The organism is Cellulosilyticum sp. ST5, assembly GCF_046529625.1.
GTDB classification, from domain to species: Bacteria; Bacillota; Clostridia; order Lachnospirales; family Cellulosilyticaceae; genus Cellulosilyticum; species Cellulosilyticum lentocellum.
This window is the reverse complement of the sequence record NZ_CP132338.1, coordinates 397865-411414: the sequence shown is the minus strand read 5'-3', so window position 1 is coordinate 411414 and position 13550 is coordinate 397865. Positions and strand designations below refer to the sequence as shown.

At 36.4% G+C, this 13550-nt stretch carries 9 protein-coding genes, 9 tRNA genes and 1 rRNA gene; 2 read left to right on the top strand and 17 right to left on the bottom strand.

The features are described from left to right. Positions 1-45: 45 nt before the first annotated feature. The gene (locus QTL86_RS01935; RefSeq protein WP_127067347.1) at positions 46-1425 is read right to left on the bottom strand and encodes an MATE family efflux transporter; all 1380 of its coding nucleotides are present in this window, start codon (positions 1423-1425) and stop codon (positions 46-48) included. A gap of 73 nt (positions 1426-1498) precedes the next feature. Next, positions 1499-3256: a hypothetical protein gene (locus tag QTL86_RS01930; protein ID WP_127067348.1), complete on the bottom strand. Its 1758-nt coding sequence runs from the start codon at positions 3254-3256 to the stop codon at positions 1499-1501. A gap of 417 nt (positions 3257-3673) precedes the next feature. Here QTL86_RS01930 and QTL86_RS01925 point away from each other — a divergent pair, with 417 nt between their 5' ends. Then, on the top strand, positions 3674-4636 hold the full coding sequence (locus QTL86_RS01925) for a PRK06851 family protein (protein WP_410496321.1): 963 nt from the start codon (positions 3674-3676) through the stop codon (positions 4634-4636). A gap of 153 nt (positions 4637-4789) precedes the next feature. On the opposite strand, the gene QTL86_RS01920 is transcribed toward QTL86_RS01925, so the two are convergent. From QTL86_RS01920 to QTL86_RS01875, 10 genes are all read right to left on the bottom strand, one after another. Continuing rightward, positions 4790-4951: a zinc-ribbon domain-containing protein gene (locus QTL86_RS01920; protein ID WP_410496320.1), complete on the bottom strand. Its 162-nt coding sequence runs from the start codon at positions 4949-4951 to the stop codon at positions 4790-4792. A gap of 81 nt (positions 4952-5032) precedes the next feature. Beyond that, complete coding sequence (locus QTL86_RS01915; RefSeq protein ID WP_127067349.1) at positions 5033-7003, bottom strand: fructose-1,6-bisphosphatase; 1971 nt, start codon at positions 7001-7003, stop codon at positions 5033-5035. A gap of 27 nt (positions 7004-7030) precedes the next feature. Beyond that, positions 7031-7510, bottom strand: coding sequence for a 2-C-methyl-D-erythritol 2,4-cyclodiphosphate synthase (gene ispF / locus QTL86_RS01910; RefSeq protein ID WP_127067350.1), 480 nt, complete (start codon positions 7508-7510; stop codon positions 7031-7033). After that, positions 7504-8349: an HAD family hydrolase gene (locus QTL86_RS01905; protein WP_190283384.1), complete on the bottom strand. Its 846-nt coding sequence runs from the start codon at positions 8347-8349 to the stop codon at positions 7504-7506. The genes ispF and QTL86_RS01905 overlap by 7 nt, the downstream gene beginning before the upstream one ends. Before the next feature lie 74 nt (positions 8350-8423). Beyond that, the gene (locus QTL86_RS01900; RefSeq protein ID WP_013657979.1) at positions 8424-8609 is read right to left on the bottom strand and encodes a YjfB family protein; all 186 of its coding nucleotides are present in this window, start codon (positions 8607-8609) and stop codon (positions 8424-8426) included. 341 nt (positions 8610-8950) lie between these two features. Further along, positions 8951-9024 (bottom strand) — tRNA-Met (locus tag QTL86_RS01895). A 7-nt stretch (positions 9025-9031) separates the two neighbouring features. Then, positions 9032-9104, bottom strand: a tRNA-Val gene (locus QTL86_RS01890). 4 nt (positions 9105-9108) lie between these two features. Further along, a tRNA-Asp gene (locus QTL86_RS01885) sits at positions 9109-9182 on the bottom strand. Between the two features lie 10 nt (positions 9183-9192). Next, positions 9193-9265, bottom strand: a tRNA-Trp gene (locus tag QTL86_RS01880). A gap of 20 nt (positions 9266-9285) precedes the next feature. After that, positions 9286-9357, bottom strand: a tRNA-Asn gene (locus tag QTL86_RS01875). A gap of 149 nt (positions 9358-9506) precedes the next feature. Here QTL86_RS01875 and QTL86_RS01870 point away from each other — a divergent pair. Further along, positions 9507-9956 (top strand): hypothetical protein, encoded by a 450-nt coding sequence (locus QTL86_RS01870; protein ID WP_127067352.1) that lies wholly within the window; start codon positions 9507-9509, stop codon positions 9954-9956. A gap of 87 nt (positions 9957-10043) precedes the next feature. On the opposite strand, the gene QTL86_RS01865 is transcribed toward QTL86_RS01870, so the two are convergent. The 5 genes from QTL86_RS01865 to QTL86_RS01845 all read right to left on the bottom strand — a co-directional run bounded on the left by QTL86_RS01865 (position 10044) and on the right by QTL86_RS01845 (position 13333). Continuing rightward, positions 10044-10117 (bottom strand) — tRNA-Met (locus tag QTL86_RS01865). Between the two features lie 7 nt (positions 10118-10124). Continuing rightward, positions 10125-10197, bottom strand: a tRNA-Val gene (locus QTL86_RS01860). 9 nt (positions 10198-10206) lie between these two features. Continuing rightward, a tRNA-Trp gene (locus QTL86_RS01855) sits at positions 10207-10279 on the bottom strand. Between the two features lie 18 nt (positions 10280-10297). Next, a tRNA-Asn gene (locus tag QTL86_RS01850) sits at positions 10298-10369 on the bottom strand. A 61-nt stretch (positions 10370-10430) separates the two neighbouring features. Then, positions 10431-13333, bottom strand: a 23S ribosomal RNA gene (locus QTL86_RS01845). Between the last annotated feature and the right edge of the window lie 217 nt (positions 13334-13550).

The following is a 13550-nucleotide window of genomic DNA, read 5'->3' as shown; positions in this document are numbered from 1 at the left end:
TTTAACTTTTCTTAAATGCTCTTATATCTTTTAAGCTTATCTATTTTATTCACTTGTTTGGCTTTTTAATAATACCTCATGGCTATTTTCTTTATAGCTTCTAAATTCTTTAATTAACACAAAACCAACTATCACTGTACAAATCACATCACTAATTGGCTGTGCACACCACGCACCTGTTAATCCTCCTATAGAAGAGGCAATATAAATAACAGGAATAAGTACCAATACTTGTCTTAAAAGGCTAAGTACTGTAGCCACCTTCGCTTTTCCAATAGCTTGAAAATAATTTGATCCCATAATAGAAACTGCTAAAATAGGTAAAGTTAGAACATAGATTCTAATTCCAGGTACTGCAACAGGGGCAATCTCTCCTGTGCCATCAAATATTCTAACAAAGAAGCCCGGCATTATTTCAATAATAATACAGCCTATAGTTAAAATAATAGTTGCTGCTATCATGGAAAGAATGCTTGTTTCCTTCGCACGCCTATAGTTTTTAGCGCCATAATTATAGCCAATAATAGGCTGTGCTCCTTGATTAATCCCAAAAATAGGCATAAGCACTAGCATCGTCACAGCACTTATAACACCCATAGCTGCTACAGCTACTTGTCCTCCTGTACGATTTAATACATTATTCATGACTACTTGTACTAAACTGATCGCCATTTGCATAGTTGCTGGTGCCATACCTATAGCAACTATATTTTTAATGACACTTAAGTCACATTTAAAATAGTGCTTTCTTAATTTTAAGCCTGACTTTCCTTTTGTAAAATGCCATAAGCCAATAATAGCAGTAACAGCTTGTGAGATAATTGTTGCTAATGCTGCTCCCTCTATACCCATTTGAATAACAAATACAAATACATAGTCTAAAATAATATTAAGTACGCATCCAATTACCATGCATACAGAAGACATCTTAGGGCTACCATCAGCACGCATAATACTGGTAAAACAAAACCCTAATACATTAAATAGAGTCCCCACTAAAAAGATATTTATATATTGAGCTCCGTAAGGTATGGTTTCTTCATTTCCACCAAATAATTTCAATAAATGAGGTGCAAAAATAAGTCCTAGTACCATTAAAATAAGTGCCATAAACGTAGCTATAACAAACCCATTTCCTAATGCTTTTTCTGCTTCTTCTCGTTGATGTTCACCTAACTTAATAGAAATATAAGCAGTTGTTCCTATTCCAATGAGCATGGAAAATCCTAAAATAATAGTCACGATTGGCATAGTAATAACAACACCAGCCATAGCAGCATTTCCTACATCGGGAATATTTCCTATAAATCCTCTATCCACTACATTATAAAGTGCATTTACAAGCATTCCAATAATAGCAGGAATAGAATATTTTAATAATAATCTTCCTATAGAAGTATTTTCTAATTCTTGTTGTCTATTCACCCTGTTTCCCCCTTGTCAATACTTATTACAACCTTATTAGTATATGATTATTTTTAAATTTTAGCAAGCTGCGCTAATTTGCAGGAAGATCCAGTTCTTTTATTAGATACTCTATTATCTCAGGCTCAGTTCCCTCATAAACTATTTGTAACCTTCCCTTTTCAAAAAAGTATACTTTTTTCTTAGTACGACTCGTATTGCTCCCTAGTATCAATTCTTGCAATGATTGCTTACTTTTCTCTTGCTCCTCTATACTACTATATTCATAGACTGTTATATAATCCTCACCTAAATATAATCTTACCCCTTCTGCTTCTATTCCTCCTTGCGTAATATGTGTATATCCCTTTAATGATAATGTTTCATTTAAATCATACACCAACTGTGTTAAGCTATAATCTTCATCATCAAGCGTTACTGGTGTTAATAGGTGTGTTTCTGGATTATAAAATAGGTCTTGTGCTTTTTGGGGCTCATTTGAAATTAATTGTAGTTTTAAAAAGGCTTTACTAAACCAATCTGCTTTGACCTCTAAATTGCTATTTAAATCTATAGGTGCCAGGAGTGATTTTCGTTTTAACTGTTCTTTTGCCCAACTCATTAATTCTGGAATAGCTTCATCATTTTTCATTTCAATTTCTATATTACCCAAACTATAACATTCCTCATTTTCGATTGGTGCTACATAAGCATACTCCTGTTCTGATGTTACGCCATAACACCATACCATTTCTCCGTCAGGTGATATAGAAAACTCCTTGATAGCTGTTGGTATCTCCCATTCTCCCCACTCTTTTATTTTCCCCTCTCGAATTATATATACCTTTCTTCCACCACCAAAAGTATTTTCTCTAAACCTTGTTATCCAAGTCGGCTCCTGTATAGATTGATTTCCCAGTATTTCCATTACATAAGTACATGCAAGTTTAACTTGTTCATTGCTTGTCCTATTTTTGCAGATAGCTAACTCTATTAGCATTTCTTCTAATTCAGGTATACTATAAAATTCTAGTAAACGATATGCACTATAATAATTGATATAGTCATTATTATATTTTAACCCTTCTACAAACAAACGATATCCATAATCCTTGATTAAATCTTCTCCCAAGTCCTCATCTATATAGGGCATTTTATCTGCATTTGCCAATTGACCTACTGGAAAATTTAACTTAAAAAACTGATCAACTTTTTCTCCTAGCTCTGTACTGTATGTATACTTTTGACCCATATATTGTGTAACAGCTTCTTGTTTCAAAAAGCACTCACTATATTTCCTAAACTCTTCTAACGTTCGACTTGCTCTAATATCTTCTTGAAAGTAGCTATCTAAATCTCCCCTATAAATAAATCGCTCCACAAAATCATTTCCTATATAAGTCTTCATTGTAACTGCATTTAAGTCATTGCACAGACTCATTAATAGGGTACTATTTAAAAGCATCATCTGCTCAACTTTGCTTCTATTTATCCCACTAGTATTCGATACCTTTTTATACTGTATTTGTATTCCATACTTTCCTGCCTCATTAGGCATAATAATCTGCTCTATCTCATTTCCTTCTGGTAAAATACTTATTAGTTCCTTCAACTCTTCTTCATCATTAATAGAGGTACCCTTATATTCAAATAATGCTTCAATATCAATTATTAACTCTTGCTCTTCTTCTGGTAAAACTTCTATCATTTCTTGCTCCAAGTGTTCATCTTTTGATTCATACTTTGCTTCTAAACGTGGAGTAATGATTATTACAATAAAAATCCCCAGTAAACAAAAAATAACAATGCATAAGCTGATCATACTTTCTTTTATACGCCCTAATTTTCGCATTATAGACCTCCCCCTATTCTTTATTACATTATGGACCTAATCCCTTCATAAGTTTATAAGCACAGGTACCTTCTCAATCTATATTTATTTTATATATTTTCTCATTTCATTGTTTCTGTTATATCTTACATCTAGAACTAGCTTATCTCTCATCTATTCAATTATAAATCAACCTAATAGTAATATGCTATACTATTTCATATTCTTTCCTCTTTCACAATGTCTCTTGCTTTATCATATGATAAGTATGACTCATTGTTTTTTAAGGAAGTGTTTTTAATGACTATATTTTCAAAGCATTATTTCGTATGTGCTAACTCTGCCAAAGGTTTTCAAAATTTTTTCCCTTCTAATTTAAAGAGTTTGAATAAAATATATATATTAAAGGGTGGTCCTGGTACTGGTAAATCCTCTCTTATGAAAAAAATAGGTACTGCATTAGAAGAAAAAGAATACTCTGTTGAATATATTCATTGCTCCTCCGATCCAGATTCATTGGATGGTCTTATCTGTAGAACGCTTAGTATAGGCATAGTAGATGGTACTTCTCCTCATGTAGTAGAACCTACTGCACCTGGTGCTATAGAAGAATATATTAATCTAGGCATAGCTTGGAATATTGAAGAATTAAGTAAGCACAAAAAAGAAATTCTTTATCTACAAGAAGAAATTGCTGCTTGTTATCCAAAAGCTTATGAGAAATTTGCAGAAGCTCTTGCTATTCATGATGAATGGGAAAAAATTTATATCGATCATATGAACTTCAAAAAAGCCAATGTTTTAACTCAGGAAGTTATTAGTGAAATATTAGGCACCACACAACTTTCTAAACGAAGTACAATTATGCATCGCTTCTTTGGTGGCTCCACTCCTAAAGGTGCCTTTGACTTTGTCCCAGATTTAATCGAACCTATGAAAAAGCGTTATTTTATTAAAGGGCGCCCTGGCTCTGGCAAATCAACATTACTCAAAAAACTATTAGCTACGGCTCAACTTAGAGGTTTAGATGTAGAAGTTTATCATTGTGGCTTTGATCCTGATAGCTTAGATATGCTTATCATACCAGAGCTTGAAGTTTGTATATTTGACAGTACCTCACCTCATGAGTATTTTCCCAAAAGAGAAGATGATCATACTATTGATATGTATAAACAACTCATTTCTCCTGACACCGACCTTACTTATGAAAAAGAATTAGCTCATATTTCTAAACGCTATAAACTTTGTGTAAAAGAGGGCCTCTCACATCTTACTTATGCTAAGATGCTACATGATGATCTGGAAAAGTATTATATTGATGCCACTGATTTTACAATACTAGATGATATTTATACTCACTTAATGAAACACATCACTTCTCGTATCCTACCTCTTAAATAACTTTCATAAATCATTAAATTTAAAACATCACGACACGCTAAATGATGAGATACCTAATAAATAAAAAGGGGCCTATATATCCCCTTTTTATTTATGTTTATTTGATTTACTCTTATTTAATTCATTATTCTTTTAATTCATTACTCTCTCAATTTATTGTTCTTTTGGTGATTCTTCTTGTATTTCTTCTTCCTTTAAAATACTTTTACTCGAAACTAATTTCTTACAATAATTACAAAAATAATTAGCAGCTCCACATGCAGCAATTAGTTCTAATTCCTTTTTACAAGTGGGACAATATGCCTTTTCCTTCATTTAATCACCTCCCTATCACATCCTTGTTCTTTTTAATAAATATTACTTTATCAACAATGTCAATCTCCTTAACTAGTATTACTAACTTTCTTTTGTTTTTAATAAACCTAATTGATAATACTCTACAAGTGTTAGGAGTGCTTTAATTTGTCCATCAATATCTTTTCCGATATCTGTATCCTTCACTCGTTTACGGGTTGGTATGTATTCTATCACATTCATAGAAGTTACCATATCCTTCTCAGAAGTAATTGCTTCTTCCACGCCTTCAAATGGTTCATGAGATGCAAGTTGTAGCCCAAATGAATTATAAATTAAAGTATAGCCAGCTATACCTGTAATTTTTTGATAAGCCTTTGTGAATCCCCCATCTATAACAATAATTTTTCCTCCTGCTTTGATAGGTTTTTCCCCCTTCTTCACCTGTACAGGTACATGCCCATTAATAATGTGCCCTTCTTCACTATTAATACCAAACTCCATTAATAATCTCATTGCCATTTCCTCATCATCTAGGTACTCATAATAACTATTTTTAGGTTCCTTCCAAGTTTCCTCATTTTGTATGAAGTATCTCTCAAAGGTAGTCATTTTTTGCTTTCCAAATACCGGAGAATTACTACCGCACCAAAGATACCACATCATATCCATACCTTTTTGTTTTGCTTCTTTATCTAATACATTAAAATATCCTTCTCTAACAATTGCTTCTAAACGCTCTAGATATGCTTTACCAGAATAATATTTATCATCTAATTGTATCTGCTTAAATGTTCCTTCTTCTGTTAATAAAATGCATCCATGATAAAGTAAATTATTATTATATACCTTGTACATACTCCCATTAGTAAACATAAATTGAATATGCTCTTGTAACTTACTACTTTGTAAGAAAGAACTTCTTAATCTATCTATTACTTCTATTTCTTCTTTGGATAAGTCATATGGTGCTTTCGGATTAATCCCCTTAAAAACATCAGCATTTAATTGATACGTCACCCCATCAATTGCAATGGTATAATCTTGATAATTAATTTTATCTAATAAATCTCTATTCATCATTTCCTTATCAAAGCATTTCTCAATAAGTTGATGTTCTAGTTTAAACTGAATAAAAGTAATAGCCATATGCATTAATGCGACTAATCTTACATCGTCTTGTTTTGTATCCCATTCATTATCTATAACCGGCATAAATAAACTATAATCTTGGTCCTTATATTGGTCTAAAGCAAATGTGGCTAATGGCAATAAATTGATGCCATACCCATCTTCTAAAGTTTCTAAATTAGAATATTTACAGGCATTTCTAATAATATTAGCAATACAGGCTCCGCTACCTGAAGCAGCTCCCATCCATAGTATATCATGATTTCCCCACTGAATATCTACAGAGTGATATTGCTGTAAAATATCCATCACCTTATCAGCACGAGGACCTCTATCAAAAATATCCCCTAAAACATGTAAATGTCCTATAGCAAGTCTTTGAATAAGATGGCAAAAAGCACACATAAAAGCTTCTGCCTTGTTTAAACTAATAATACGATCTACGATTTCATAGTAGTACTGTTCCTTATTAGGTGTATCTACCTGTTCATTAAGTAGTTCTTCCATAATATATGCAAATTCTTTTGGTAATGCTTTTCTTACTTTTGATCGTGTATATTTAGAAGAAATTACTTTACAGAGTCTGATAACTCTTAATAAATTAATCCTATACCACTCATTCATTTCTTCTTCGATTGCTGCAATTTGCTTCATCTTTTTCTCAGGATAGTAGATTAAAATAGCAAAAGCTCTTCTCTCTTTATCTGACATTTCATTTATAAAAAGTTCATCTATTCTAGTCTTTAATACACCTGAGGCATTACGAAGTACATGAGAAAATGCCTCATATTCCCCATGAATATCAGATACGAAATGTTCAGTAGCCTTAGGTAAATTTAATATTGCCTGTAAGTTTATCATTTCTGTAATGGCATGATCCATCGTTGGATATTGTTTTGCCAAAAACTTAAGTAGTCTCAAATTAATCTCTTCTGCTTCCATGTCATCCCCTACATTCTATTTTCTATTTTAATCCATTAGATCAACTAAAGTAATTGCTTGGCTTGAAATACCTTTTTCTTCACCTGTAAAACCTAATTTCTCCTCTGTTGTTGCTTTAATATTGATTTGGCTTACTTGAATTTGTAAAACCTCAGCAATATTTTCTCTCATTTTCATAATATGTGGAGCCATCTTAGGTTGCTGTACGATAATAGTTGCATCAATATTATGAATTAATGCATTTTTTTCTTTTAAAAGCTGTCCAACATGTTTTAATAGTTGCATACTACTAATTCCTTTATACTTAGGATCTGTGTCTGGAAAATGCTTTCCTATATCACCCTCACCTATAGCACCAATAAGAGCATCCATAATGGCATGAATAAGAACATCTGCATCTGAATGACCTAGCAATCCTTTATAATGTGGAATTTCTACTCCTCCTATAATAAGTTTTCTTTCTTCTACTAACTGATGAACATCATATCCCATACCAACTCTTAACATAATCCATTCTCCTTTTCTTTTATTTTTTCATAATGAAGTTGAATAAATCTAGCTACACTATCATCATTATTATTTCCTATAACTGCTGTTGCATTTTCTTTTACTTCTTGCATCGCATTTCCCACAGCATAAGCTTCATCTGCTACTTTAAACATGCATAAATCATTTAGATTGTCTCCAAAACAAATGACATTCTCATATCCTCTTCTCTTCAACTTATTAATTGCATTTCCTTTGGTAGCCCTATCACTATAGATTTCTAAAATATAACCTTCCTTGCTGTAAACATCTTTATACATAACTAAAGCAATCCCATCGATTTTTTTCACTCTTTCATAAATCATTTTAATTCTATCTTCTGTGTCTAAAAATACAAAATATGCAACTTTAGTATAATCTTTTAATATTTGTTGTGTAAAACATTTATATGGTGATTTAGCTCTTTCCTGATAAAAAGCTATTTTATACTCATTTTCTAACTGCTGATAATGTACTATTAATTCATTATTATCTATTGTATAAATAAAACTCGTTTCTATCAAATAATCCAACTGCATTAATACTTGCTTTACAACCTGCTGTGAAATGAACTCTACCTCTAAATATCGATGATTCTTTAAATCATACAAAACTGCTCCATTCATTAAAATAATAGGTTCCTGAATATCTAGTTCTTTTAAAATTACTTCTACTGTAGCAGGTGTCCTAGCTGTGGCAATAGAAAAATTACAACCTTTCTTTTTTAGTTGTTTAAGTATATTTTTAGTAACATTAGATATTTCTTTGTTCTGACTTAATAATGTTCCATCTAAATCTGATATATATATTGTCTTTTTCATACTATTGTACTCCATTTTACTTATTATATATTTGCGTAATTTTTAACAAAAAAAGAATCCCTTGGGATTCTTCTTTATAAAGTCACATCAATATTACTACCAATATGAGGGTTAATGGATAACTCCATTTGTTTCATCATATTTGTTATTTGACTACCATTTTGTTCTACAAGCTCTTTTCCCATTTTCATAACTGCTACACTTACCTCTACACTTGTATTTTGCATAGCCATAGCCGTACTTAATTGTGCAATATCCATTTGTTCACCCCGCTTATGTTATATAATATATTTTATACTTAATTATGTCTATTGTCCATAGATGCGATTATATTATAGCATTCAAATTTCCATTTAATTACATTTTTACTTGTATATAGTCATGTTTTAGTGTATTATTAGATTAATATATCTGAATAATCTGTTAAAATTCTGTGTCAAATATTAATTTAACTTATCCTTTATTTCACAAATGCTACTATTAGATTAACAATAATATTTCCCAAATATATTAAAACACTCTCATTTGATTATATCTAACAACTTATTATCCATATTTTTTAAAATAAAAAAAGCACTTAGATTATATCTAAGTGCTCTAATAGCGGAAGAGGGATTTGAACCCCCGACACCACGGGTATGAACCGTGTGCTCTAGCCAACTGAGCTATTCCGCCATATAAATGGTCGCTATAGGGCTCGAACCTATGACCCCCTGCTTGTAAGGCAGGTGCTCTCCCAGCTGAGCTAAGCGACCAAAACGACCCAGAAGGGACTCGAACCCTCGACCTCCGCCGTGACAGGGCGGCGTGCTAACCAACTGTACCACTGGGCCTAACTTTAAACAGGGGCAGCAGGACTTGAACCCACGACATTCGGTTTTGGAGACCGACGTTCTACCAACTGAACTATGCCCCTATATTATTTCCAAAGGAAAACTCCCCGAGTAGGGTTCGAACCTACGACCCTCCGGTTAACAGCCGGATGCTCTGCCGCTGAGCTATCGAGGAATACTTCGTTAGTATACCAAACCCACTGACTCATGTCAACACTTTTTGCTAAGTTTTTACTATTTTTTGTAACTATTTTTGTACTTAAATCTATTTTTATCAACTCATATCTACATACAATTTAACATATAATTATAGGAGGTCCTCTTATGTCTAACCTCATTGTTATGACAAGAACCAGTAAGTCTCAAACATTACTCATGCATAAAGAATATATTTGTCCTCTTCCACTAAACATTATAGAAGAAATAACTTTAATTGAGAAAAGTGAATGGCATCAATTTTGTTTTGCTCCTTACTATGGTTTAGGTAAATTTATTGCCTCTCATCTAGATATCTACCACAACCTAAAACCCTATATATCTTTTGAAACCAAGGCCTTTGATTTTACTTATCAATATGTATCTGACTGCTCTACACCTCTTTACTCTGTATACACCTTTGATGATACTAATCTTTCTGATTCTGAATATCATACCCTTTGTTACCAACAATATTATTTAGAACAATGGACTATGTTTAACTTGAGAACGGAAGAAGTATTCGTATTCTTTGAATATGAACATTTCCCTTCAGAGTATTACTGTAACGGAAGTTAAATCATTTTATTATCTAGATATATACTAAAACTAGATAGTACTAATAAAAAATCACCTATGTATTTTACATAGGTGATTTTTTATTAGTAGCGGAAGAGGGATTTGAACCCCCGACACCACGGGTATGAACCGTGTGCTCTAGCCAACTGAGCTATTCCGCCATATAAATGGTCGCTATAGGGCTCGAACCTATGACCCCCTGCTTGTAAGGCAGGTGCTCTCCCAGCTGAGCTAAGCGACCATATTAAAACAGGGGCAGCAGGACTTGAACCCACGACATTCGGTTTTGGAGACCGACGTTCTACCAACTGAACTATGCCCCTATACTTTCCTAAAGGAAACTCCCCGAGTAGGGTTCGAACCTACGACCCTCCGGTTAACAGCCGGATGCTCTGCCGCTGAGCTATCGAGGAATATAAAAGTATATTATACTTTCAAAACTAAATACAATCTTTTTATTCAACCTTTATTATCTAGGTCAAACCCTCGAACCGTTAGTATTGGTCACCTCAATGTATTACTACACTTACAGCTCCAACCTATCTACCTCATAGTCTCTAAGGGGTCTTACTCCTTTCGGATGGGAAATCTTATCTTGTGGTCTGCTTCACGCTTAGATGCCTTCAGCGTTTATCAGATCCAGACTTGGCTACTCTGCTATGCCTTTGGTAAGACAACAGATGCACCAGTGGTCCGTCCATCCCGGTCCTCTCGTACTAAGGACAGCTCCACTCAAATTTCCTGCGCCCACGACGGATAGGGACCGAACTGTCTCACGACGTTCTGAACCCAGCTCGCGTACCGCTTTAATGGGCGAACAGCCCAACCCTTGGAACCTGCTTCAGCTCCAGGATGCGATGAGCCGACATCGAGGTGCCAAACCTCCCCGTCGATGTGAACTCTTGGGGGAGATAAGCCTGTTATCCCCGGGGTAGCTTTTATCCGTTGAGCGATGGCAATCCCACTTTCATACCACCGGATCACTAAGTCCTACTTTCGTACCTGCTCCACCCGTCGGTGTCGCAGTCAAGCAACCTTATGCCTTTGCACTCTTCGAATGGTTTCCGACCATTCTGAGGTTACCTTTGAGCGCCTCCGTTACTCTTTAGGAGGCGACCGCCCCAGTCAAACTGTCCACCTGACATTGTCCCAGACCCGGGTAACGGGCCATGGTTAGAAGTTAAGTATTACAAGAGAGGTATCCCACCGGCGACTCCACCTAGACTGGCGTCCAGATTTCTCAGTCTCCCTCCTATCCTGTACATGTAATACCCAACCTCAGTATCAAGCTACAGTAAAGCTCCACGGGGTCTTTCCGTCCTGTCGCGGGTAACCAGCATCTTCACTGGTACTACAATTTCACCGGGTGCGCTGTCGAGACAGTGCCCAAATCATTACGCCTTTCGTGCGGGTCAGAACTTACCTGACAAGGAATTTCGCTACCTTAGGACCGTTATAGTTACGGCCGCCGTTTACTGGGGCTTAAGTTCAAAGCTTCGTCCTTAGACTAACCTCTCCCCTTAACCTTCCAGCACCGGGCAGGCGTCAGCCCTTATACATCACCTTTCGGTTTAGCAAAGACCTGTGTTTTTGTTAAACAGTTGCTTGGGCCTATTCTCTGCGGCCTACCTAAGTAGGCACCCCTTCTCCCTAAGTTACGGGGTCATTTTGCCGAGTTCCTTAACAACGCTTCTCCCGTCGGCCTTAGGATTCTCTCCTCATCCACCTGTGTCGGTTTACGGTACGGGTACCTATCACGCAATAGCAGCTTTTCTCGGCAGTGTGGATTCAGCAACTTCTCTACTTTTATTTCGATCCCCATCACACTTCATCCTCGCCTAACGGATTTGCCTGTTAGGTGCGACTTTGTGCTTGGCCCAGGATACCATTCCTGGGTTTGCCTATCCTCCTGCGTCCCTGCAGTTCTGATAATAGGTAGTACTGGAATATGAACCAGTTGTCCATCGACTACGACTTTCGTCCTCGCCTTAGGTCCCGACTTACCCAGAGCAGATCAGCTTTACTCTGGAAACCTTGGATATTCGGCCTACAAGATTCTCACTTGTATCTCGCTACTCATTCCGGCATTCTCACTTGTAATTACTCCACAGCTCCTTACGGTACTGCTTCTGCGTCGTTACAACGCTCCTCTACCAATCCACTATTGTGAATTCCATAGCTTCGGTGGTGTGTTTTAGCCCCGGACATTTTCGGCGCAAGATCTCTCGACTAGTGAGCTATTACGCACTCTTTGAATGAGTGGCTGCTTCTAAGCCAACATCCTAGTTGTCTTCGAAATCTCACATCCTTTTCCACTTAACACACACTTGGGGACCTTAGCTGATGGTCTGGACTGTTTTCCTTTTGACCACGTGTCTTATCACTCGTAGTCTGACTGCTGACGGTATCTTGATGGCATTCTTAGTTTGATATGCTTCGGTAAGCTTGTGGGCCCCCTAGGCAATTCAGTGCTTTACCTCCATTAGACTCCTATCAACGCTAGCCCTAAAGCTATTTCGAGGAGAACCAGCTATCTCCGGGTTCGATTGGAATTTCTCCGCTACCCACACGTCATCTCCACCTTTTTCAACAGATGTGAGTTCGGACCTCCATTACCTTTTACGGTAACTTCATCCTGCACATGGGTAGGTCACCCGGTTTCGGGTCTACTAACAATGACTATTTTGGCGCCCTATTCAGACTTGGTTTCCCTTCGGCTTCGTACCTCCTGGTACTTAACCTTGCCACAGCTAGTAACTCGCCGGACCGTTCTACAAAAAGTACGCGGTTGCGCATCATATGGCGCTTCCACTGCTTGTAAACATAGAGTTTCAGGTTCTCTTTCACTCCCCTCCCGGGGTTCTTTTCACCTTTCCTTCACAGTACTATGCGCTATCGGTCACCGAGGAGTATTTAGGCTTGGGGGGTGGTCCCCCCGGCTTCCCACAAGGTTTCTCGTGTCTCGTGGTACTCTGGATACTGCTAGGCTTCACTTGGATTTCGCTTACGGGATTATCACCCTCTTTGATGAGACTTTCCAGACTCTTCAGCTATCCGCATTCTTGCCATGACGCAGTCCTCAACCCCAGATTACAAGTAATCTGGTTTGGCCTGTTTCCCTTTCGCTCGCCGCTACTTAGGAAATCGATGTTTCTTTCTCCTCCTGAAGGTACTTAGATGTTTCAGTTCCCTTCGTTCCCTTCCTATAGTTATGTATTGGCTATAGGATGACAGAGGTTTGCTCTGCCAGGTTTCCCCATTCGGATATCTACGGATCAAAGTTTATTTGTAACTCCCCGTAGCTTTTCGCAGCTTATCACGTCCTTCATCGGCTCTCGGTGCCAAGGCATCCACTCTACGCTCTTAGTAGCTTGACCTATTGCTCATTATTGAGCGGCCTAATCATGTTTTCACATGATTGGTGCCTTGTTAATCAACTTTCGTTGAATACAAAGAATATTTATTATCGGTTAAATTGTAGATTTTACACCCTGACAAACATTTTTGCACTAATGTGCGTGTACATTTATCGTTAGGCGCAAGTTATATTGCTATAACTTACAAATCTATAATTGATTGTATTTAGTTTTCAAA

What these genes read in the sequence shown, in the direction of transcription:
- QTL86_RS01930 (WP_127067348.1), bottom strand. Translation starts at nt 3,256, where the DNA reads ATGCGAAAATTAGGGCGTATAAAAGAAAGTATGATCAGCTTATGCATT.
- QTL86_RS01920 (WP_410496320.1), bottom strand. Translation starts at nt 4,951, where the DNA reads ATGAAGGAAAAGGCATATTGTCCCACTTGTAAAAAGGAATTAGAACTA.
- ispF (WP_127067350.1), bottom strand. Translation starts at nt 7,510, where the DNA reads ATGTTAAGAGTTGGTATGGGATATGATGTTCATCAGTTAGTAGAAGAA.
- QTL86_RS01870 (WP_127067352.1), top strand. Translation starts at nt 9,507, where the DNA reads ATGTCTAACCTCATTGTTATGACAAGAACCAGTAAGTCTCAAACATTA.
- QTL86_RS01900 (WP_013657979.1), bottom strand. Translation starts at nt 8,609, where the DNA reads ATGGATATTGCACAATTAAGTACGGCTATGGCTATGCAAAATACAAGT.
- QTL86_RS01925 (WP_410496321.1), top strand. Translation starts at nt 3,674, where the DNA reads ATGAAAAAAATAGGTACTGCATTAGAAGAAAAAGAATACTCTGTTGAA.
- QTL86_RS01915 (WP_127067349.1), bottom strand. Translation starts at nt 7,003, where the DNA reads ATGGAAGCAGAAGAGATTAATTTGAGACTACTTAAGTTTTTGGCAAAA.
- QTL86_RS01905 (WP_190283384.1), bottom strand. Translation starts at nt 8,349, where the DNA reads ATGAAAAAGACAATATATATATCAGATTTAGATGGAACATTATTAAGT.